Annotated in this window: 25 protein-coding genes; 8 read left to right on the top strand and 17 right to left on the bottom strand. The window is 71.4% G+C overall.

The features are described from left to right. Window positions 1–55: 55 nt before the first annotated feature. The 6 genes from ACZ7DL_RS19790 to ACZ7DL_RS19815 form a co-directional block, all read right to left on the bottom strand. A complete protein-coding gene (locus ACZ7DL_RS19790; RefSeq protein WP_470775459.1) occupies window positions 56–1,414 on the bottom strand; it encodes an ATP-grasp domain-containing protein in 1,359 nt (452 codons plus the stop codon). A 117-nt stretch (window positions 1,415–1,531) separates the two neighbouring features. Continuing rightward, a complete protein-coding gene (locus ACZ7DL_RS19795) occupies window positions 1,532–2,302 on the bottom strand; it encodes a hypothetical protein (protein WP_470775460.1) in 771 nt (256 codons plus the stop codon). 55 nt (window positions 2,303–2,357) lie between these two features. Beyond that, window positions 2,358–2,654 carry a 2Fe-2S iron-sulfur cluster-binding protein gene (locus ACZ7DL_RS19800; RefSeq protein ID WP_470775461.1) on the bottom strand — a complete coding sequence of 99 codons (297 nt, stop codon included), beginning with the start codon at window positions 2,652–2,654 and terminating at the stop codon, window positions 2,358–2,360. A 4-nt stretch (window positions 2,655–2,658) separates the two neighbouring features. Next, window positions 2,659–3,789 carry an NAD(P)/FAD-dependent oxidoreductase gene (locus tag ACZ7DL_RS19805; RefSeq protein WP_470775462.1) on the bottom strand — a complete coding sequence of 377 codons (1,131 nt, stop codon included), beginning with the start codon at window positions 3,787–3,789 and terminating at the stop codon, window positions 2,659–2,661. Further along, window positions 3,786–4,742 carry a 2-dehydropantoate 2-reductase gene (locus tag ACZ7DL_RS19810; RefSeq protein WP_470775463.1) on the bottom strand — a complete coding sequence of 319 codons (957 nt, stop codon included), beginning with the start codon at window positions 4,740–4,742 and terminating at the stop codon, window positions 3,786–3,788. Before ACZ7DL_RS19810 ends, ACZ7DL_RS19805 begins: the two co-directional genes overlap by 4 nt. Window positions 4,743–4,926: 184 nt before the next feature. Then, complete coding sequence (locus ACZ7DL_RS19815) at window positions 4,927–5,100, bottom strand: hypothetical protein (RefSeq protein ID WP_470775465.1); 174 nt, start codon at window positions 5,098–5,100, stop codon at window positions 4,927–4,929. A gap of 221 nt (window positions 5,101–5,321) precedes the next feature. Between ACZ7DL_RS19815 and ACZ7DL_RS19820 the strand changes: the two genes are divergently transcribed. Next, a complete protein-coding gene (locus tag ACZ7DL_RS19820; protein ID WP_470775466.1) occupies window positions 5,322–6,287 on the top strand; it encodes a LuxR C-terminal-related transcriptional regulator in 966 nt (321 codons plus the stop codon). A 21-nt stretch (window positions 6,288–6,308) separates the two neighbouring features. Here ACZ7DL_RS19820 and ACZ7DL_RS19825 read toward each other — a convergent pair whose 3' ends face one another. Both ACZ7DL_RS19825 and ACZ7DL_RS19830 read right to left on the bottom strand, forming a co-directional pair. Then, on the bottom strand, window positions 6,309–6,803 hold the full coding sequence (locus tag ACZ7DL_RS19825; RefSeq protein ID WP_470775468.1) for an LURP-one-related/scramblase family protein: 495 nt from the start codon (window positions 6,801–6,803) through the stop codon (window positions 6,309–6,311). A 168-nt stretch (window positions 6,804–6,971) separates the two neighbouring features. Further along, window positions 6,972–7,940 carry a GlxA family transcriptional regulator gene (locus tag ACZ7DL_RS19830; protein ID WP_470775470.1) on the bottom strand — a complete coding sequence of 323 codons (969 nt, stop codon included), beginning with the start codon at window positions 7,938–7,940 and terminating at the stop codon, window positions 6,972–6,974. A 60-nt stretch (window positions 7,941–8,000) separates the two neighbouring features. Between ACZ7DL_RS19830 and ACZ7DL_RS19835 the strand changes: the two genes are divergently transcribed. After that, on the top strand, window positions 8,001–8,396 hold the full coding sequence (locus ACZ7DL_RS19835; protein ID WP_470775774.1) for a cupin domain-containing protein: 396 nt from the start codon (window positions 8,001–8,003) through the stop codon (window positions 8,394–8,396). 116 nt (window positions 8,397–8,512) lie between these two features. Further along, complete coding sequence (locus ACZ7DL_RS19840; RefSeq protein ID WP_470775472.1) at window positions 8,513–10,378, top strand: thioredoxin-like domain-containing protein; 1,866 nt, start codon at window positions 8,513–8,515, stop codon at window positions 10,376–10,378. Here the strand turns inward: ACZ7DL_RS19840 and ACZ7DL_RS19845 are convergent. The 3 genes from ACZ7DL_RS19845 to ACZ7DL_RS19855 form a co-directional block, all read right to left on the bottom strand. Then, complete coding sequence (locus tag ACZ7DL_RS19845; protein WP_470775474.1) at window positions 10,366–10,614, bottom strand: DUF6458 family protein; 249 nt, start codon at window positions 10,612–10,614, stop codon at window positions 10,366–10,368. The two genes, ACZ7DL_RS19840 and ACZ7DL_RS19845, sit on opposite strands and share 13 nt — an antisense overlap. 66 nt (window positions 10,615–10,680) lie before the next feature. After that, on the bottom strand, window positions 10,681–11,979 hold the full coding sequence (locus ACZ7DL_RS19850) for a M18 family aminopeptidase (protein WP_470775476.1): 1,299 nt from the start codon (window positions 11,977–11,979) through the stop codon (window positions 10,681–10,683). Between the two features lie 98 nt (window positions 11,980–12,077). Then, window positions 12,078–13,904 carry an acyl-CoA dehydrogenase gene (locus ACZ7DL_RS19855; protein WP_470775478.1) on the bottom strand — a complete coding sequence of 609 codons (1,827 nt, stop codon included), beginning with the start codon at window positions 13,902–13,904 and terminating at the stop codon, window positions 12,078–12,080. Window positions 13,905–14,098: 194 nt separating this feature from the next. Here ACZ7DL_RS19855 and ACZ7DL_RS19860 point away from each other — a divergent pair, with 194 nt between their 5' ends. From ACZ7DL_RS19860 to ACZ7DL_RS19870, 3 genes are all read left to right on the top strand, one after another. Next, window positions 14,099–14,581 carry an SseB family protein gene (locus tag ACZ7DL_RS19860; RefSeq protein ID WP_103813517.1) on the top strand — a complete coding sequence of 161 codons (483 nt, stop codon included), beginning with the start codon at window positions 14,099–14,101 and terminating at the stop codon, window positions 14,579–14,581. Between the two features lie 144 nt (window positions 14,582–14,725). Beyond that, on the top strand, window positions 14,726–15,697 hold the full coding sequence (locus ACZ7DL_RS19865) for a pirin family protein (protein ID WP_470775480.1): 972 nt from the start codon (window positions 14,726–14,728) through the stop codon (window positions 15,695–15,697). A gap of 276 nt (window positions 15,698–15,973) precedes the next feature. Further along, entirely contained in the window at window positions 15,974–16,366 is a 393-nt protein-coding gene (locus ACZ7DL_RS19870) for a DUF5994 family protein (protein ID WP_470775482.1), read from the top strand. 133 nt (window positions 16,367–16,499) lie between these two features. On the opposite strand, the gene ACZ7DL_RS19875 is transcribed toward ACZ7DL_RS19870, so the two are convergent. The 6 genes from ACZ7DL_RS19875 to ACZ7DL_RS19900 form a co-directional block, all read right to left on the bottom strand. Continuing rightward, a complete protein-coding gene (locus tag ACZ7DL_RS19875) occupies window positions 16,500–16,655 on the bottom strand; it encodes a DUF6131 family protein (protein WP_470775484.1) in 156 nt (51 codons plus the stop codon). An 88-nt stretch (window positions 16,656–16,743) separates the two neighbouring features. Continuing rightward, window positions 16,744–17,352 (bottom strand): alkaline shock response membrane anchor protein AmaP, encoded by a 609-nt coding sequence (locus tag ACZ7DL_RS19880; RefSeq protein WP_470775486.1) that lies wholly within the window; start codon window positions 17,350–17,352, stop codon window positions 16,744–16,746. A 25-nt stretch (window positions 17,353–17,377) separates the two neighbouring features. Next, window positions 17,378–18,004 carry a DUF6286 domain-containing protein gene (locus ACZ7DL_RS19885; protein ID WP_470775488.1) on the bottom strand — a complete coding sequence of 209 codons (627 nt, stop codon included), beginning with the start codon at window positions 18,002–18,004 and terminating at the stop codon, window positions 17,378–17,380. A 121-nt stretch (window positions 18,005–18,125) separates the two neighbouring features. Beyond that, complete coding sequence (locus tag ACZ7DL_RS19890; protein WP_470775491.1) at window positions 18,126–18,533, bottom strand: Asp23/Gls24 family envelope stress response protein; 408 nt, start codon at window positions 18,531–18,533, stop codon at window positions 18,126–18,128. Further along, window positions 18,530–18,700 (bottom strand): hypothetical protein, encoded by a 171-nt coding sequence (locus ACZ7DL_RS19895; protein ID WP_470775788.1) that lies wholly within the window; start codon window positions 18,698–18,700, stop codon window positions 18,530–18,532. The genes ACZ7DL_RS19890 and ACZ7DL_RS19895 overlap by 4 nt, the downstream gene beginning before the upstream one ends. A gap of 72 nt (window positions 18,701–18,772) precedes the next feature. Further along, on the bottom strand, window positions 18,773–19,255 hold the full coding sequence (locus ACZ7DL_RS19900; protein WP_470775493.1) for an Asp23/Gls24 family envelope stress response protein: 483 nt from the start codon (window positions 19,253–19,255) through the stop codon (window positions 18,773–18,775). Between the two features lie 155 nt (window positions 19,256–19,410). Between ACZ7DL_RS19900 and ACZ7DL_RS19905 the strand changes: the two genes are divergently transcribed. Both ACZ7DL_RS19905 and ACZ7DL_RS19910 read left to right on the top strand, forming a co-directional pair. Beyond that, window positions 19,411–20,001, top strand: a complete 591-nt coding sequence (locus tag ACZ7DL_RS19905) for an RNA polymerase sigma factor (RefSeq protein ID WP_470775495.1) — start codon at window positions 19,411–19,413, stop codon at window positions 19,999–20,001. After that, window positions 19,992–20,633: an Asp23/Gls24 family envelope stress response protein gene (locus tag ACZ7DL_RS19910; protein WP_470775496.1), complete on the top strand. Its 642-nt coding sequence runs from the start codon at window positions 19,992–19,994 to the stop codon at window positions 20,631–20,633. Before ACZ7DL_RS19905 ends, ACZ7DL_RS19910 begins: the two co-directional genes overlap by 10 nt. Window positions 20,634–20,735 lie beyond the last annotated feature (102 nt).

The raw sequence follows: 20,735 nt of genomic DNA on the forward strand, positions 1-20,735 counted from the left end.
TGGGAGGTCTCCTGGCGGTCGCGGAAGCGGTGCGCTGAGCTGCGCGGCAGGTCGGCTAGGTGAGCTGGTGCTGGGCGTAGGTCACCGTCACCGCGGTCGCCGATGCCTCCGTCAGCGCCGGGAGCAGCCGGTCCCGGTCGGCGGCCGGGAAGGTCCACAGCAACTGACCGAGGAACACCTCGCGCGCCCGGGCCTCGATCAGCTCGCCCTCCTTCAGCAGGATCTGGGTGATGGCCGGCTTCAGGGGCAGCCCGTCCGCCACGCCGATGCCCGTGATGAGGCCGGGCTCGGCGAAGAAGACCCGGAAGAAGGTCGCGTTGGGGGCGGGCGTGGTGCCGTCGGCCCGGTAGGCCAGGCGGCGCAGCCGGCCGCGCTGGTCCGGTGCGGTGCCGGTGGCGGACAGCAGCAGGTCGAGCCAGAGGCCGAGCAGGTCGGTCTCCCCGGTCAGCTCCCTGACGCTGGGCGAGATGAGGCTGCCGCCGACCCGGGGGTTGATCTCGATGAGGTCCCAGCGGTCCCCGTCGTGCCGTGCCTCGATGTGGAAGCAGCCCCAGTCCAGGCCGAGTTCGGCCAGCAGTGCGGCCACCCAGGCGAGGCCGGCCGCGGTCGCCTCGGGCCCGACCGACACCGGCGGGCTGGCGCAGGCGTTCTCCAGCACCGCTCCGGAGGTCTCGGTCACCTCGCACTTCTCGTGTACGGCGACGACGAACGGCTCACCGCCGGCGACGAGCACTTCGAAGCTGAACTCGCGCCCCGGCAGGTAGTCCTCGATCAGGAAGCTCGGCCCGGCTCCGAACGCGGACGCGTACACGGTGTCGCCGGTGGCCTCCTCGGTGATCCGCCGGATCTCCTCCCAGGTGGTGTTCGCGGTCAGCGGGAAGGTGCCGTAGGAGGCGATGCCGCGGACCGGTTTGACGAAGTACCGCCCCGGGCGCGCCCGGTGGTCGGCGAGCGTCTCCTCGGTGAGCGGTACCGCGCGGACCCGGCTCAGCCCGGTGCCGGCCAGCCGCTCGCGCACCGCCAGTTTGTCGCGCAGGCCCAGCACCTGGTCGACGCCCAGGTCGGGCACTCCGAGCCGGGCGTTGGCGTGGGCCATCAGGTGCCGGTAGCCCTCCCACACGGTGACGCAGGCCAGGATCTCGGTACCGGCCGCGCGCAGGGCGTCCAGTGCCGAGTCGACGTCGGCGGCGGTGAGTTCGTGGCTGTCGGTGGCGCGGACCGAGGCCGCCCGGTCCGCCAGGTCCCGGAGCCGGCCGGGCTGGTGGGCGGGTTCGGGCAGCGACGTCAGTATGTGCGCCCGCAGGCCGCGCGCGTCGAGGGCGGCGATCAGGTCCTCCATGAACGAGAACCCGACGTGGCTGAGCAGCAGGACACCGCGGTCACCGGTCCGCCCGGTGCCGGCCGTGTGGTTCACCTTGCTGTCCTTTCGTGGGAGGTGCGTGGGGAGGGCGTGGCGCGTGCCGAGTGCCGGGAAGGAAGGGAGCCCGGTCCCGGAGCGGGGGGTCTCCGGGGCCGGGCGGGCCGGGCGGGGTCAGACCGCGACGGCTTCCTTCTGCTCGGCGTTCTCACGGCCGGCGAGGGTGTCCTGGTACAGCTCGTCGAAGTACTGGGCGAGCAGGCGCTGGTGCTCCTGGAGGTACGTCTTCAGGGCCGTGATGTCGTCCTCGCCGCGGATCAGGAAGCGCAGCGCGGCCCAGACCTCGCCCGGGTGGTCGTCGTTGATGTCGGTGTGCGAGTGGCTGATCTGACCGCCGATGTTGCCCTCGCCGACGGACTCCTTGAGCGCGACGAGCTTGCGCGGCTCCAGCTTCACGTTGACGTACTCCACGAGGTAGGAGTACGCGACGACGCCGAGCGGGCCCTCGTGGTCGAGCAGGTAGGAGAAGTAGCCGGTGAGGAGCTTCGTCGACAGGTACGGCTCCACCGACAGGAACTCCTCGCGGGAGACGCCGACCTTGGCGAGGTCGTCGATGAAGAGCTCGTCGTGGAGCATCTCCTCCTGCTCGTAGTTGGCCCACACCTGCGCGGCCTCGGGGCTGCGCTTGGCGATCTCGGTGAGCGCCTTGGACTCGGCGACGCGCAGCAGGCGGATGCGCCAGGCGGTCTCGATCAGGTTCCGCTTGTAGTACGCGGAGTCGACGTTCTTGCCCTCCAGGTGCGCGGCGGCCGGAACGGTCTTGTACCACTCGTCGATCTGCTGGTCGATCTGCTGGTCGATCTCCGAGCGCAGCTGCGCGGAGGCGGCGGCGTTCAGGAAGGGGGTGCGGTTCTGGTAGCCGACGTTTATTACACGGTTGGACATGCGAAAGGTCCTCTTCGATCGGTCGTCACGGGTGAGGTGAGGTGTGAGGTGTGGTTCAGTCGACCGCGACGCGGATGGTCGCGGAGTCCATGAGGCGGCACTGGCAGGCCAGCCGGTACGTCCCCCCGGTCTTGCCGAGGTCTTCGAGGAAGTCCAGTTCCTCGGGGTCGGGCTCGCCGAGGCCGGCGGCGCCCTCGACCACTTCGACCACGCAGGCGCCGCAGGCGCCGGAGCGGCAGCCGAACGGGATGTGGCGGCGGGGCGTCTCGTATTCGATGTCGGTGAGCGGGGAACCCGCGGGCAGCAGGATCTCCACCTCCTGCGGCAGCAGGGTGAGCTTCTTCAACTCCACGTGGTCAACTCCAGGATCGGGTGGTTCCCCCTCCGGCCGCGTCGGGGTCGGTCGAGTGCGCCGGGGCTAGCCGGCTGCCGGGGCGCAGGGCCACGGCGGCGTGGTTGACGGCGGTGGCGGCCTCGCCGAAGCCGACCGAGATCAGCGGGACCCGGCCCGGGTGGGTGGAGCCGTCGCCCACCGCGTAGACGCCGGGCAGGCTGGTCTCCCGGGTGGCGGGGTCGGCGCGGAACAGGCCGTCCTCCAGCGCCGCTCCCCAGTCGGCGAGCGGGCCCAGGGCCGCGCTGAAACCGAGCGCCGCGACGAGTCCCTGGGCCGGCAGGCGCAGGGTGCCCGCCTCGTGGGTGATCTCCACCTCCGCCAGGTGGGCGGTGCCGTGACAGGCGGTCACCCGGGCGTCGGTGAGCACCCGCACCGGGGCGTCGAGCAGCTGCTTGACACTGTGCTCGTGCGCCCGGAAGGTGGCGCGCCGGTGCACCAGGGTGGTGGTGCGGGCCAGCGGGGCGAGGGTCAGCGCCCAGTCGACGGCGCTGTCGCCACCGCCGACGACGACCACGTCCTTGTCGCGGTGCGCGGCGGGGTCGGGCACGTGGTAGGCCACGCCCCGGCCCTCGTAGGGCACCGCGCAGGGCAGCCGGCGCGGTACGAACCGGCCCAGCCCGGCGGCGATCACCACGGCCCCGGCGTGCACCCGCCGGCCCCGGTCGGTGCCGATGGTCCAGCCGGTGCCGTACTGGGTCAGGGTGGTCGCGGTGTGGCCGAGCAGGTAGCGCGGGCCGAAGGGTTCGGCCTGCGCGACCAGGGCGGCCACCAGCTCGCGGCCCTTGACGCCGGGGAGCCCGGCCACGTCGTGGATCGGCTTTTCGGGGTAGAGGGCGGCCACCTGGCCCCCGGGCTCGTCCAGGGCGTCCACGACGGCACAGCTCAGTCCGCGGAATCCGGCGTAGTAGGCGGCGTAGAGCCCGGAGGGGCCGGCGCCGACGACGGCGATGTCGACGTCGCGGTCCTGGTCGTCGGCCGTCGCGCCGGTCTCCGCATAGGTGTTCTCGAAGGTGTCCACGGCAGTCTTCACGTCCTCTTGCGCGCCGTGCGCGTCGGCGGTGCCGCCGGCGGTCCGGCCGGCGGGCCAGGTCATCGGCTCGGTCCGGCGGTCGGCCGGGCCGCGCTGCGGGCGGCCCGCTCCTCGCGCACGCCGAGGACCTCGTACAGCAGCGAGTGGATCGGGGTGGGTACGCCGTGCCGGGCGCCGAGGCGGACCACCGAGCCGGTCCAGGCGTCGAGTTCGGAGGGCGTACCCGCGAGGAGGTCGCGCTGGAGCGAGGAGGTGCCGGCGGCGGGCTGCCGGTCGACGAAGTCCAGCGTCGTGTCGACGACGTCGGCGGGCAGGGCCACGCCGGCGGCGCGCGCCAGCCGTTCGACCTCGCGCATGGCGTCGGTCAGCAGCCGGCGGGTGCCGGCCCGGGAGCGCAGTTCGCCGAAGCCGCCGTCCGCGGCGGCGCCGAGGCTGCCGAAGGGCACCACGAACAGGAACTTGGCCCAGAGTTCGGCCCAGATGTCGGCGACGGCCGGGCTGGGCACGGTCGCGTCCTCCAGAGCCGCGCGCAGCTGCCGTACCCGCTCGCTCTCGGCGTTGTCCCACTCGCCGAGGACGAGGGAGCCGGCGCCGCCGACGTGCCGGATCCGGCCCGGCCCGTCGAGCTGGGCGATGACCTTGGCGACTCCGGGCAGTACGGCCGCCCGGCCGATGGCCTCGGCCACCTGCTCGGGGGCCTCGACGCCGTTCTGGAGGGTGACGACGGCGGTGCCGGGTCCCAGGAGAGGCGGCAGGGCCTCGATGGCCGGGCCGAGCTGCCAGGTCTTCACCGCCAGCAGGACCAGGTCGCAGGGGCCGGTCTCCCGGGTGTCGTCGGTGGCGTGGACCGGGGTGACGGATGTGGTGCCGTCGGGTCCCCGGACCGTGAGCCCGTCCTTCCGGAGCGCTTCGAGGTGGGCGCCGCGTGCCACGAGACGTACGTCGTGCCCCGCGGCGGCGAGCCGGCCACCGAAGTAGCCGCCCAGTCCGCCCGCGCCTACTACCGCTGCTTTCACGATTCTTTTCCTGCCCCAGGCCGCAAGTTTTCGAGGGGTTCAGCGCGTGTCGGCGTTGTTTTCGCGATGCGGTCCGCCCGGCTCCGGTTCCCTTCGGAGGAGCACTTTATTGCGGCAACATTGCGACGTTATGTAAACAACGGTTCGACAGCGCGTGGGCTATAATTCGGCTGTTTGTCCGGGGTCAGTGCCAGATGATGTCGTCCGTGCTGGCGGACTGCGTGGGGGAGGGCTCACCGGCACGGTTGTGGCCGTTCGACGCGGGTTGACCGGACGCGGCCGCCACGGCGGTGCCACCGAGAATTCCAAAGAAAGCCAACGTGATGAAGAACGTGCCGAAAAAGCGCTTGTCGCTCATGAGTGTTTCCCCCCTGCGAAGCGGGTTCGGAGGATTTCCCCGTTCCCTGAGCAGGATCCTGCCGGTTCGGACTCGGTGAACACCAGCGCAATCCCCTGGTGAGAAGTGCCAGACGAGTTCTTCTCAGCGGCAAGTTAGGTCAAAATTCGCGAAACGGGGGCAAAATGGACGAGGAACCACGCATTCCGACGCTAGACGAGCTGCATGAGTGCCTATACCGCATGGCACTGGAGAACGGCGCGCTGAACCCGGTGCTCGCCGCGATGGAGCTTGACCTGCCCTACCGCGAGATCGAGTCGGCCGTGAACGATCTGCTCGATCTCCATCTGCTGCACGTGCGCCGAACGGCGAAGGACGACGACGCGGCCGGGAACCCGGCCTACACCGCCAACAGCCCCGATGTCGCCGTCACCCACCTCAACGGGCCCATGGAGGCCCGCATCCGGCGCCTCCAGCGCAAGGCCGACCGGATCAGCAGCCATGTGATGACCATGCGCCCGGTCTTCGAGGACGCCTGGCAGAGCCACTTCCTGCGCTCCACGGTCGAGCGGCTGACCGGTCTGGACGCCATCCGCACCGTGCTGGAACGTCTCTCCTCCACCGCCCGCGTGGAGATCGCCGCCGCGCATCCGCTGCTCCCCTCACAGAACGTCATCGAGGAGGGCCGCCGGCGCACCGCGGAGGCGGCGGGCCGGGGGGTCCTGCTCCGTACGCTCTACCCGCATTCGGTGCTGTCCCACTCCTACATGCGCCAGCATCTGGCCGAGATGACCGACACCGGTGTCGCGTTCCGCACGGTGGACCACATCCCGGACCGCATCATCTTCTTCGACGCCGGCACAGCCGTCATCGCCGACCCCGAACAGCCCGACGGGCAGGGCGCGCTCGTCGTCCGGGACCCCTCGCTGGTCCGGTATCTGTACCGCTCCTGGGAGAGCCTGTGGGTCGGCGCCCGGCCCTTCTCCGCCGCCGACGCCGAACCGCCCGCGGCACCGCGGGACGAGGTGCGACAGGCCGTGCTGCGCATGCTGGAGTCCGGCATGAAGGACGAGATGGCGGCCCGCAAGCTGTCCATGTCGACGACCACCTACCGCCGGCACGTCTCCGAACTGCTCACCGAACTGGGCGCCCACAGCCGCTTCCAGGCGGGCAGCTACGCCCGCCGGGTCGGCTGGCTGGACGACTGACCCGCAGGCCGGAGGGGGAGGTCAGTCCTCCTCCCCCTCCTTCTCGGCCAGATGGATGACGCACACCGCCACCGCGATCAGCAGCGCCGGGTCGGCGTCCTCCCGGACGACGTCCACCCCGTAGGTGTCGCGGAGGGTCAGCCAGCGGCGGGAGACGACCGCGAGGAGTTCGCCGTCGTACTCGACCGCGAACTCCCGGTCCAGGATCTTCCCGCTGACGTCCAGTTCGGTGCCGTCCACCAGGGCGACCCGGTAGTGGTTGCGCAGCAGCGACAGCCGCTTGCGCTTGATCCGGGCCAGGGCCTCGCCGTCCCGTTCGATCACCATGGTGTCGCGCAGGGCGAGCATCTTCTGGTGGATGTCGATCAGGACCCGCCCCTGGGCGTCCTTCAGCTCGAAGGTGTCCCGCAGCCGCATCGCCTTGCCGTCGACGAGGAACACTTTCCGGCCATGCTCGTCCTCGATCCACCAGTCGTCACCGATGCCGAGGATCCGGTCGCGTACGAGGAATCTCATGGGAATCATGCTTCCCCGGCAGGGGTGGATCGTCACGGAACGACCACAAGGGTTACGGCGATCCAGGGGCGCCCACGATGAGCCGCGCGCGCCGCCTGCGCGCGCCGCTCGCGAGCCGTGCGCGCCTGGCCGTGCGCCGTGTGTGCCGCCCGTAAGCCGTGCGCGGGCTCACCCGGGCGCCCCTCCGAACCGCTTGCGGTAAGCCGACGGGCTCAGCCCGGTCTCGCGCCGCAGCCGGGCCCGCAGATTGGCCGCCGTACCCAGGCCGCTGCGCGCCGCCACGACGTCCAGCCGCTCCTCGCCCCGCTCGATCAGCCGGCACGCCAGCGCCACGCGCTCCCCGATGAGCCAGGCCAGCGGAGTCGTACCCAGCTGGCTGCGGAAGCGGCGGTGCAGGGTGGCCGGGGAGCAAGCCGCGCGGGCGGCCAGGTCCGCGACGGACAGCGGCTCGTCCAGCCGCTCCTGCGCCCAGGCCAGCAGCGGGCCGAGCGACTCGTCGGGCACCTCGGGCACCGGCCGCTCCACGAACTGCCGTTGCCCGCCGTCCCGGTGCGCGGCGAACACGAGCCGCCGGGAGACGTGGTTGGCGATCTCCACGCCGTGGTCCCGGCGTACGAGGTGCAGGCCCAGGTCGAGCGCGGAGGCGCTGCCGGAGGCGGTGAGGATGTCGCCGTCGTCCACGAAGAGCACGTCCCGTTCCAGGCGCACCCGCGGGAAGCGGGCCCGGAAGGCGTCCGCCCACATCCAGTGGCAGGCCGCCCGGCGCCCGTCCAGCAGCCCGGCCTCCGCGAGGGTGAACGCGCCCGAGCAGAAGCCGACGAGCCGGGCGCCACGCGCGTGTGCCCGCCGGATCACCTCCAGGACGCGCTCCGAGCGGGGGACCTCGGTGTCGGGCCGGTTCGGCACGATCAGCGTGTCGGCCGACTCGGCCGCCGCCAGCCCGGCGACCCCGGTGAGCGTGAAGAAACCGTCCCGCATCCGGGTCTCCGGCTCGGCCGCGCACAGCCGGAAGTCGTACAGCTCCCGCCCCAGCTCCGGCCGCGCGAGCCCGAAGATCTCGATGGCGCAGCTCATCTCGAACGGATTGGAGTTGTCGTCGACCACCAGCACCACGCGGTGAGAGGATCGTTGCGGCATGTGCGATTTCTAGCACTCGTGCGCCGGGCGGGCCACCCGCACGATGAACGTATGGAACCCATGGCACGCACGGAACCCATCTCCCTGGACCAGGCCCTCGCCTCCTTCACCGAGCAATGGAGCCCCCGCATCGTCACCACCGTGAACGACTACGACGTGCGCGTGGCCAAGGTGGCGGGCGAGCACCTGTGGCACGTGCACGAACACACCGACGAGTTCTTCCTGGTCCTCGCCGGCGAACTGCACATCGGCCTGCGCGAGACCGCCGGCGAGCGCACGGTGGTGCTGCCCAGGGGCTCGGTGTTCACCGTCCCGCGCGGCACCGAACACAAGCCGTACGCGCCCGTGCCGACCGAGATCCTGCTCTTCGAGCCCACCGGCACGCCGACCGTCGGCGACCGGCACGAGGACGTCCCCGCCCACGTGGACGCGACGACCGGTCACGCCCTCGCGTGACCGGACCCGGGAATCCGCCCGGACGCCAGGTGTCGGAGAACAGGACTGACGCCCCCTCGCGACGGTTGTCCACAGGCACGGACCGGCTGTCGGTGCCGGGTGGCACTCTGGGAGCCGTGACCGACTCCGCACCGCGACGCATCCGCGTCCGCGCCCCCGAGCTGACCGGCAGGGGCGGCTGGCTGAACACGGGAGATCAGCGGTACTCCCTGGCCGACCTGCGCGGACGCATCGTCGTCCTGGACTTCTGGACCTTCTGCTGCATCAACTGCCTGCACGTCCTGGACGAGCTGCGCGAGCTGGAGGGCAAGCACCGGGACACGCTCGTGGTGATCGGGGTGCACTCGCCGAAGTTCGCGCACGAGGCCGACCACCGGGCGGTCGCGGACGCCGTGGAGCGCTACGGCGTGGAGCATCCGGTGCTGGACGACCCCGAGCTGGCCACCTGGAAGCAGTACGCGGTGCGTGCGTGGCCCACGCTCGTCGTCGTCGACCCCGAGGGATATGTCGTCGCCCAGCACTCGGGTGAGGGTCACGTGGAGGCCATCGAGCGGCTGGTGACGGAGCTGGAGGCCGAGCATGGGGCGAAGGGCACCCTGCGCGGCGGCGACGGCCCCTATGTGCCGCCGGAGCCCGAGCCGACGACCCTCCGTTTCCCCGGTAAGGCGCTGCTGCTGCCGTCGGGGAACTTCCTGGTCAGCGACACCACACGGCACCAGCTGGTCGAGTTGGCCGAGGACGCGGAGACCGTCGTACGGCGGCTCGGCTCGGGCGCGCGCGGGTTCGCCGACGGCGGCCCGGGGGAGGCGTCCTTCAACGAGCCGCAGGGGCTCGCGCTCCTCGACGACGGCACGGTGGTGGTCGCCGACACCGTCAACCACGCCCTGCGCCGCCTGGACCTCGCCACCGGCGAGGTGACCACCCTGGCCGGTACCGGAAGGCAGTGGTGGCGGGGCTCGGCCACCTCCGGCCCGGCCCGCACGGTGGACCTCTCCTCACCCTGGGATGTGGCGGTCTTCGGCGGCAGGGTGTGGATCGCGATGGCGGGCGTCCATCAGCTGTGGACGTACGACCCGGCCACGCGGACCGTCGCGGTGGCGGCGGGCACGACCAACGAGGGCCTGGTGGACGGGTCCGCCGCCGAGGCGTGGTTCGCCCAGCCCTCGGGCCTCGCGGCCACCGCCGACCGGCTGTGGATCGCCGACGCCGAGACCTCGGCCCTGCGCTGGGCGGACGTCGACGGGCATGTGCACACGGCCGTGGGCACGGGCCTGTTCGACTTCGGCCACCGCGACGGGTCCGCCGAACAGGCCCTGATGCAGCATCCGCTGGGCGTCACCGCCCTGCCGGACGGCTCGGTGGCGGTCGCCGACACCTACAACCACGCCCTGCGCCGCTACGACCCGGCCACCGGCGAGGTCACGACGCTCGCCACCGATCTGCGCGAGCCCAGCGGCGCCGTTCTCGCCGGCGATGACATCGTGGTGGTGGAGTCGGCCCGGCACCGGCTCACCCGCCTGCGGCTGCCGGAGGAGGCGGTGCGGGTGGCGGCGGCCGCCCACCGCACGCAGCGCGCGGCAACCGAGGTGGCCCCGGGCACACTTCGCCTCGACGTGGTCTTCCAGGCCCCCGCGGGCCAGAAGATGGACACGCGGTACGGGCCCTCGACCCGCGTGCTGGTCTCCTCGACCCCGCCCGAGCTGCTGCTCAAGGGCGAGGGAGCCGGCACGGACCGGTCCCGCGAGCTGGAGTTGAACCCGGCCGTCACCGAGGGCGTGCTGCACGTCTCGGCGATGGCCGCGTCCTGCGACGACACCGCGTCCGACGGCAGCCCGGCCGCGGGCGCCCACGCCTGTCCCGCCTGCCACGTCCACCGGCAGGACTGGGCCGTCCCGGTCCGCCTGACGCGGGACGGGGCGGACCGCCTGCCGCTCGTCCTGGCCGGGACGGACGAGCGGGAGGGCCGGACTCAGACGCCGTAGCCGTCGCTGTAGCCCTCGCCGCGGTGGTGGTGCGGTTCCTCCTCGACGACCGGCGTCGGGGGCACCACCACCCGGCGGCGGCGGGCGATCCCGCTGAACGTGGCGACGCCGACCAGACCCACGGCCATGAGGATCAGCCCGACGACGGTGAGGTTGACGTCCTCCATGTGCCAGTCGGTCGCGAACGTCAGGATGGCCCCCACGGCTATGAGAATGATGCATCCGCCGAGCCCCATGAAACCTCGCCTCCCCTTCTGGTTCCGGAATCTCCGGTGCCGTCCGGGTACCCGGCGGGCTCCCGACTAGCCCTCCAGGAAGGCCGTCAGGGCGTTCGCCAGCAGGAACGGGTCGTCGGCGCCGCACAGTTCACGCACGCTGTGCATGGAGAGGATCGCGACGCCGATGTCCACCGTGCGGATACCGTGCCGGGCCGCGGTGATCGGGCCGATGGTCGTGCCGCACGGCATGGAGTTGTTGGAGACGAAGGTCTGGAAGGGGACCTCCGCCTTCTCGCAGGCCGCGGCGAACACCGCGCGCCCCGAACCGTCCGTGGCGTAGCGGTTGTTGACGTTGACTTTGAGGATCGGGCCGCCGTTGACCCGCGGGTGGTGCGTGGGGTCGTGCCGCTCCGCGTAGTTGGGGTGCACGGCGTGGCCCGTGTCGGAGGACAGACAGACCGTGCCGGCGAAGGCGCGGGCCCGGTCCTCGAAGGAGCCGCCGCGCGCGAACACCGAGCGCTCCAGGACGGACCCGAGCAGCGGGCCGTCCGCGCCGGTGTCGGACTGGGAGCCGTTCTCCTCGTGGTCGAAGGCGGCCAGTACGGGGATGCGGGTGAGGGCGGCACCGGAGGTCGCGACGGCGGCGAGCGCGGCGACACCGGCGTGCACCGACAGCAGGTTGTCCATGCGCGGGCCGGCGACCAGCTCCCGGTCGCGGCCCAGGTAGGACGGCGGCTCCACGGGGTGGGTCATCAGGTCCCAGCCGGCCACCGAGCCCGCGGTGAGCCCGGCCTCCTGCTCCAGGAAGGCGATGAGGTCGCCCTCGCGCACCGCCTCGTCGAGGCCCCACACCGGCTGGAGATGCCGCTGTTTGTCGAGCTTGAGCCCGTCGGTGGAGACCGTGCGGTCCAGGTGGATGGCGAGCTGCGGCACCCGCAGCAGCGGCCGGTCCACGCTCACCAGCACCGAGGAGCCGTCGCGCAGGGTCAGCCGGCCGGCCAGGCCCAGGTCGCGGTCCAGCCAGGAGTTCAGCAGCGGGCCGCCGTAGATCTCCACGGCGACCTGGCGCCAGCCGTGCGCCCCGGTGTCCGGGCGCGGCTTGACCCGCAGGTTCGGCGAGTCGGTGTGGGCGCCCACGATGTGGAAGGGGGTGTGCGGTTCGGCGCCCTCGGGGACGTACCAGGCCACGATCGCGCCACCGCGCAGCACGTACTTGCCGCCGAAGGTCCCGTCCCAGGCGTCCGTCTCCGCGACCTGCCGGAAGCCCGCCTTCTCCAGCCGCTCGGCGGCGTTCGCCACGGCGTGGTACGGCGACGGACTCGTCGCCAGGAAGGACATCAGGTCGTCGGTGTGGCCGCGGTCGAAGCGGGAGGGTTCGCTCATGGGGTTCACCTTAACGACGGACGAGGGCCCGCTCCCCCTTACCGGGAGCGGGCCCTCGTGAGGACGGTGTGGAGGTGCTTCCAGCTGTCCCTTGCGTCCTAGAACGCGGCCTCGTCCAGCTCCATCAGGTCCAGGTCGACGGTGCCGGCGACCTTGCGGGCCAGGGTGACGCCCGGCAGGACGTTCGCCGCGAAGAACTTCGCCGCGGCGATCTTGCCGGTGTAGAAGGCCTTGTCCTTCGCGGAGGCCGTGGCCAGCTTCTCGGCGGCGATCGCGGCACCCTTCAGCAGCAGGTAGCCGACGACGACGTCACCGGAGGCCATGAGCAGGCGGGTGGTGTTCAGGCCCACCTTGTAGATGTTCTTGGTGTCCTGCTCGGTGGCGGCGAGGTCGGTCAGCATGATGCCGACGATCGCCTCCAGCTCCACGGCCGCCTTGGCCAGGTGCTCGCGGGCGCCGGCCAGCTCCTCGCCGCCGGTGCCGAGCGCCAGGAACTTCTTGATGTCCTCGGCGAGGGAGTTCAGCGCGGCGCCCTGGTTGCGGACGATCTTCCGGAAGAAGAAGTCCTGGCCCTGGATCGCGGTGGTGCCCTCGTAGAGGGTGTCGATCTTGGAGTCCCGGATGTACTGCTCGATCGGGTACTCCTGGAGGAAGCCGGAGCCGCCGAAGGTCTGGAGCGACTGGGCGAGCTGCTCGTAGCCCTTCTCCGAGCCGTAGCCCTTGACGATCGGCAGGAGCAGGTCGTTCAGCGCGTGCTCGGTGGTGGCGTCCTCGCCGTTCGCCTCCTTGATCTGGATGGCGTCCTGCACGGAGGCGGTGTGGAGGACCAGGGCGCGCATGCCCTCGGCGTACGCCTTCTGCGTCATCAGCGAGCGGCGCACGTCGGGGTGGTGGGTGATGGTGACCTTCGGCGCGGTCTTGTCCATGAAGTTGGCCAGATCCGGGCCCTGGACACGCTCCTTGGCGTACTCCAGCGCGTTCAGGTAGCCGGTGGACAGCGTGGAGATCGCCTTCGTGCCGACCATCATGCGGGCGAACTCGATGATGCGGAACATCTGGCGGATGCCGTCGTGCTTGTCGCCGATCAGCCAGCCCTTGGCGGGGTGCTTGTCGCCGAAGGTCATCTCGCACGTGTTGGAGGCCTTCAGGCCCATCTTGTGCTCGACGTTGGTGGCGTAGGCGCCGTTGCGCTCGCCCAGCTCGCCGGTCTCGAAGTCGAACAGGTACTTCGGCACGAGGAAGAGGGACAGGCCCTTGGTGCCGGGGCCGGCGCCCTCGGGACGCGCGAGCACGTAGTGGAGGATGTTCTCCTCCATGTCGTGCTCACCGGAGGTGATGAAGCGCTTCACGCCCTCGATGTGCCAGGAGCCGTCCTCCTGCTGGATCGCCTTGGTGCGGCCGGCGCCCACGTCCGAGCCGGCGTCCGGCTCGGTGAGGACCATGGTGGAGCCCCAGTGCTTCTCGACGGCGATCTTGGCGATGTGCTTCTGGACCTCGTTGCCCTCCTCGAAGAGGATGCCGGCGAACGCGGGGCCCGAGGAGTACATCCACACGGCCGGGTTGGCGCCCAGGATCAGCTCGGCGTAGGCCCAGATGAGGGAGCGCGGGGAGGTGGTGCCGCCGATCTCCTCGGGCAGGCCGAGGCGCCAGTACTCGGAGTCCATGAAGGCCTGGTAGCTCTTCTTGAAGGACGCCGGGACCGGCGCGGTGTTGGTCTCCGGGTCGAAGACGGGCGGGTTGCGGTCGGCGTCGGTGAAGGACTCGGCCAGCTCGTTCTCGGAGAGGCGGGTCAGCTCCTCCAGGACGCTCTTGGCGGTGTCGACGTCCATCTCCTCGAACGGGCCGGTGCCGTACACCTTGTCGCGCCCCAGTACTTCGAAGAGGTTGAACTCGATGTCGCGGAGATTCGACTTGTAGTGCCCCATGGCGACGGCTCCGTAGAGAGATCGGCGAGGCACTGAATCCTCGCACTAGTTCACGTACCAACAAGTAGCTCCGATGATGCTACCCGCCGGTAATAAGACGCAACCCCGATCCGGTCATCTGTGACGCGTCTCAAGCGGGACGGATCGCCCAGCGGGCCGTTCGGGTGGCGGAGCGGCTCGGTACGCTTGCGCCCATGTACGGATACGGCCAGCCCATGGACGGGGGTGCTGCGCAGCAGCAGTACGCCTCGTCGCAGCAGCAGATGCCGGGTGGTGTCGGCGGGTACGGCCAGCAGCCGCCGCTCTACCCGGAGCCGTCCCCGCCGTCGCTCGCGGACGCGGTGCGCGCCTTCACCACCGGTCAGATGTCCGCCGAGGACTTCCAGCAGATCTTCGCCACCTCGAAGGTGTACTGCCCGCGCGGCGACACCCCCGGCTTCCTCGCCCTGCACAACACCCAGCAGCCGGTGATCCCGATGTTCACCTCGCTGAAGGAGCTGCGCCGGTACGCGGGCAAGGAGTCCAAGTACTTCGTCATCACCGGCGCCGAGGTGATCGACCTGCTGCCGACCGGCTACGGCTTCGTCCTGGACATGGAGGGCGAGCACCGGATGGTGTTCGACGCGAAGGCGGTCGAGCAGATGGTCGACTTCGCGATGCGCCGCATGTACGGCTAGCCGCCGTCGCCGCGCGGCCGAAGGCTGATCCGCGCGCCTTGTGCAACCGAAAGCCCGGAGGGAATGTCCTCCGGGCTTTCTCTGTTCCTGGTGGCAAGAAGTTCAACGCTCAACTAAAGTGGGCGTACCAAGGAGGTACCGACCATGCCCGCAGTGACCGTCGAGAACCCGTTGACGCTGCCCCGTGTGACCGCTCCCGCCGACGCCGTCGCACGCGCCGTGCTCGCCGTCACGACCGCTCCGAGCGGTTTCGAGGGTGAGGGCTTCCCGGTGCGCCGGGCGTTCGCGGGGATCAACTACCGCCATCTCGACCCGTTCATCATGATGGACCAGATGGGTGAGGTGGAGTACGCGCCGGGTGAGCCCAAGGGCACCCCCTGGCACCCGCACCGCGGCTTCGAGACCGTCACCTACATCATCGACGGCGTCTTCGACCACCAGGACTCCCAGGGCGGTGGCGGCACCATCACCAACGGCGACACCCAGTGGATGACCGCGGGCTCGGGCCTGCTGCACATCGAAGCCCCTCCGGAGCACCTGGTCGTGTCCGGAGGTCTCTTCCACGGTCTGCAGCTGTGGGTGAACCTGCCGGCCAAGGACAAGATGATGCCTCCGCGCTACCAGGACATCCGCGGTGGCAACGTCCAGCTGCTGACCACGCCCGACGGCGGCGCGCTGCTGCGCGTGATCGCCGGTGAGCTGGACGGGCACGCCGGTCCGGGCATCACGCACACGCCGATCACGATGGTGCACGCGACGGTGGCGCCGGGTGCGGAGGTCACGTTGCCGTGGCGGGAGGACTTCAACGGGCTGGCGTACGTCCTCGCGGGCCGCGGCAGCGTCGGTGCGGAGCGCCGGCCCATCCACCTCGGCCAGACCGCGGTCTTCGGCGCGGGTGGCTCGCTGACCGTGCGCGCGGACGAGCGGCAGGACTCTCACACCCCGGACCTGGAGGTCGTCCTCCTCGGCGGCCGGCCGATCCGCGAGCCGATGGCCCACTACGGCCCGTTCGTCATGAACACCCGTGACGAGCTCCAGCAGGCGTTCGAGGACTTCCAGAAGGGCCGCCTGGGGACCGTTCCGGCGGTGCACGGGATGGCGGAGGGCGGCATGTAGGGCTCGCCAGGACCGTACGCGGACGAGCCCGGAGCCCCCGTACGCGGACGAGTCCGGTCCGGAGCCCTGGTGCACAAGGGCTCCGGACCGGACTCGGGCACCGGCGACCAGGTCCCGAAGGGGGGAAATACCTGGTCATCACAGGCTTTTCGGGCCGACGAGCGGAGTAGTGTGAAAACACCGGGAGTTCTTCGCGCACCGGCTCCGCTGCGGGTGCCGTTTCCGGTGATCGACAGCGCCGGGCCGCACCCATGAGCCCGGGGACAGGTCCGCGCCATGTCCGTGACCATTGACCGTACGACATCGAACAGGCGCGCGCCGTCGCCGCCGGCCCGGCTCTCCCTGACGCCCGCACCGGGTGGCCTGGACGGCGTGTGGTGGCCCCGTTCCCGTGCCCTCACCCGTGAACTGCCGCCTTTGGCGGCCGCATTGGGCGATCTGTGGGGTCGTATCACGGGTGTCACCGTGAACCCGGCCTACTGGCCCGTCCTCCCGCATTGGGTGTCCGACGCCGGGCGCACCGTGCAGGTGGGCTGGTCCACGGAGGAGCAGGATCCGCACAGGCTCACTCTCTTCTCCGCTGATGGCCGCCGGGATGTACTGGTGGTCCCGCCGGAAACCGGTGCGAACGCCGCCGCACAGCTGATGGCCGGCGACGGCTCGTCCTGATCGCCGCCGGAGGCGTTCTGATCCACCGGCTCCATGCTCAGCACGACGAACGAATCGCCGCCCCCCGAAGGTCGGGCGGCGACGACTCGGCCCGCCTGCGGCCCGAGTCGTCGCCCGTCGGACCTGACCCCGGTTACCAGTAGTGGCGTCGACCGGCGACGGCGTGTCCCATCGCGCCGAGGACCCACAGGATGGCTCCTACGACCAGCAGGATGATCCCGATGGTCCACAGGATGGATATCCCGGTGAGGAAGCCGATGACGAGCAGGATGATGCCCAGGACGATCATGGTCTCTCCCTTGGGGAGTGGTGCCGGTTCCCCTGCGGACCGCGAAAGACCGCGGGGGCGTTGAACATGGGAACGGTCGGTCACTTCCTTACTCCGCGCGGTGCGGCTTGTGGCGGGCGACGTGTAGGCGGACCTCGGTGGGCATGTCGGGGTGGCCGGTGGACCGACGGGCGGTGCGGAGCGGGCCTTCGCAGAGGGCACCGAGAGTGGCGCCGGGCGCACCCTCGGGGGTGAGGGTGAGGCTGACGCGGGTGCGGTGGTGGGCAGGCCGGCCGGTGATGCGTACGGTCGCTTGGTCGACCCCCGGCAGGGCACCGGCTTCGGTCGCGATCGCGTCGCTGAGTGCGCGGTCGCGCAGTTCGACGCCCTCCTGCGGGGGTGTACCGCCGACGGGCAGTGAGCCGGGGCGGCGTCGGCTCAGCTGGGCGAGCAGCCACCACAGGGCGAGCAGGGCGGCGAGGACGAGGGCGGCGATGACCGCGGGCCACCACCACCAGCCCTGGCTGCTCCAGCGGGCCCGGTCGGCGGAGCCGAGCAGGACGTCGTCCGGGGTGACCAGGGGCCAGCCGACGGGCGGGATCAGATCGTGCCGCCGGTAGAGGTCGAGCCCGGCGAAGAGGATCAGCAGTCCGCCGCCGAGCAGGACCAGTCCGGCGAGGGCCAGCAGACTGCGGTTGGGTACGGATCGCGGCGTCATGGTGCGGGCTCCGGTGGGTCTTCGGTCAGTCGGTGCGTCGCCGCACGCGTACGACGATGCGGGGAGGACGGGCGAGGGTCAGCCGGTCGCGTTCCTCGCCGAGGACGGCGGTGAGGTCGTCCTTCACCTGTCGGGGATCACGGAAGCGGACGTCCGCGCGCGCTTTGATGAGGTGGCGGCGCACCCGGATGCGCGCCGCGCCGACTCCGGGGACCCGCATCGCGGCGTCACGCAGCACGCCGGCGGCCCCGTCGCGGTCCAGGGAGGCCCGCAGCCGGGGGCACTCGGCGGGTGAGCGCAGGGGCAGCCAATGGCGTAGCCCAGGGGTGAGAGCCAGGACGATCAGCCAGACGCCGACGGCGGCGGCCACGGCGGCTCCCGTGAGCATCCACACGTCGTCCACGGAGCGGGTGGCCAGTTCGTCGGCCAGGTGCCGTCGCCAGGCTGCCGCCGGACGTCCCGCCCGTACGGCGATCACGTCGACCAGCGCCGCGACCGCCGCCACAAGGATCACCGAGGCGGCCAGCGCCGCCGTGATGCGGCGCGCGGACCACGGCCGGCGGGTTCGGTGCCCGCCGTCGCGCTCACCGGCCGTGCGATCACGGCTGGACACGTCGCGTTCGGGTGGATCGGGCTCCTTCGTCAGCGGCACCGTGGCACGGTCAGCGGACGGCGCGGAGCTGCGGCCGGGAGAACCGGGATCGGGTGTCATCGCGATCCCCCTTCCTGCGCGGCGTGCCCGGCGTGCCCGGTGCCCAGGACCGCGTGGCCGTTCACCGGACCCGCCCCCGGCTCGCTTGGGCGGCGGTCACCAGCCGCCGGACGGTGAGGGTGACCTCTCCCACCCGCAAGCCGGTCAGCTGAGCCACCCGTTCGGCGACGTCCTGCTGGATCCGCTCGCAGACATGGGGGATGTCGGTGGGGTAGGGCAGGTCCAGGGTCAGATGCAGGCGCACCGATCCGGTACGGACGGCGGCGGAGGCGTGGGGTGCCGCCGCTCCGCTCCGGTCGGGCGGTACGGCGGCGCGCTGGGACTGGGCCGTGCGTGCGGCCTGCGTGGCGATACGGGCGACCACCCTGTCCGGGATGACGGTGGCGCCCCGCTCGGCCGGGGGCGGCAGGCCGACGGCCGGCGCCGGTGGGCCGGACTCCTCGCCGGGGGAACCGGGGCGGGTCTTCACCGCTGCCTCCGGGTCGGGAGCTCGAGGTCACCCTGCACGACGAGGCCCACGATCAGGCCCGCCGCACCCAGGACCAGAACCAGCAGAAATGCCCAGAAGCCGCCGAAGTAACCGGCGAAGCCGAGGGCCATGCCGGCCGCGAGGCCCGTCGTTGCTGTGTTCATCATGCACTCACCCGTCTCGCGCACGTACGTCGGCGTGCGCGCGATCACCCGCGCCCGTGCAGGCCCGGTGATGGATCACCTCACGCGGCCCTCGTCCGGTTCGGCCTCTTCCTCCTCGTCGGGCAGGTGGACGTCGTCGACGGCGATGTTCACCTCGACGACCTCCAGACCCGTCATCCGCTCCACGGCGCCGATCACGTTGGTGCGTACGCCGCCGGCGACCTCGACGATGGAGACGCCGTACTCGACGACGACGTCCAGATCCACCGCGGCCTGACGCTCGCCGACCTCGACCTTCACTCCTCGCGTGACGCCTCCGCCTCCGCCGGGGACGCGTTCCCGCATGGCGCCGAAGGCGCGGGCCATCCCCGCTCCCAGGCTGTGGATGCCCGGTACCTCGCGGGCGGCCATGCCCGCGATCTTGGCCACCACGCCGTCCGCGATCGTGGTCTTCCCCCGGGTCTCGGCCGGAGCCCCGGCCCCGGTACGGCCCTTCAGCGCGCTCACGCCCGCGTCGGGCCGACTGCTCGTGCCGACGCTCGTGATGTTTTCCGTCATGGCGGTCGCCTCGATCGATCGGTCGGACACCGGTGTGGCGCCCGTCGAAACGTTGGACATGGCGGACGTCGCATCTCTCACGCGCATCGAGTGTGATGTGCATCACAGATGGTCTCTCGGGTACACGGGTGGTCCGAGCTTCGTGCGAGGGCGCCATGATCGAACGCGCTGTTCCGCCATCGCCGGAACGTGAACTGCTGGGACGCGGTCTGCCGGACGGACTGCTGGCCGTGCGGGCGGCCGAGGGGGACGAGGACTCCTTCGCCGTTCTCGTCCGGCGGCACGGCGGACCCCTCCTTTCCCTGGCCCGCTGCATGCTCGGCAATCCCCAGGACGCCGAGGAGGCGGTTCAGGACGCCTTCGTCAGCGCCTGGCGGCGACTGCCGGAATACCGCCACAGCGCGGAGTTCCGTACCTGGATGTACCGGATCACCGTCAACCGCTGTCTGACCATGCGCCGGCGCCGGCAGCCACCCCTCTCGCTGGACGCCGTCGTCGAGCCCGCGGCGGGAGACGCCTGGAGCCAGCCGGACCGGTTCACCGAGCAGGACGCGGCCACCGCCGCGCTGTCCCGTGCGCTCGGCGATCTGGACGCCGGACAGCGGCTCTGCTGGATCCTGCGGGAGGTGCAGGGCCTGTCCTACAAGGAGATCGCCCACGTGACGCGGACCAATGAGCCGACCGTGCGCGGCAGACTGTTCAGGGCACGCCGATCCCTCCAGGAGGCGATGGGCCCATGGCGCTAGACGACCCGCACGCGCGGCCTTCCGAACCGCCCGCCGCCGAGGGGCCCCGGTTCGAGGGCGATGAGGTACTCCCCTGCAGTCGCCTGCTCAGCCGGGTCTGGGAACAGGCGCGCGACGAGGCTCCGGCCACGGACCCGCACACCGTCTCCTGTCCGCACTGCCGCGAGGCCGTCGAGGGACTGGCCGCGGTGAACGCGGCCACCCGCGCGCTGCGTGCCGAATACACCCACGGCCTGCACGCACTCGCCGACCGTGTCATGAGCATCGTCAGGGCAGAGCTGCGGCTGGGGCGGCTGCTGCCCCTGGCAGACCCGGACCGGGACCTGTGGATCGCCGAGAGCGCCGCGGCGAAGGTTCTGCGGCAGGCCGCGGACACGGTTCCCGGTGCCAGGGCAGCGGGCTGCCGGCTCGTACCTGAGGGGGAGGGTACCGACGTACGGGTGACCATGAACCTGGCCGCCGCTCTCGACCGCCCGCTGCCCGACCGGGTCCACCAGGTGCGCCGATCCGTCCTCCACTCGGCCGGACAGGACCTGGGTCTTGCCGTGACGGCCGTCGACATCACCGTGGTCGACGTCCTGGAGCCGGAGCCGCCCCTCGGCCCCGGCCTCCCGACCGGCGGCGGTGCGTGATGGCCGTCATCCACCCGACCACGCTCCTCGGCATCGCGGCCGGCGCGGAGCCCTCGCGGTTCCCCCGTCTCTCCCCTCGCCTGAACGGCAACGCGGCTGCCA

Source organism: Streptomyces sp. NPDC036984 (assembly GCF_055607665.1).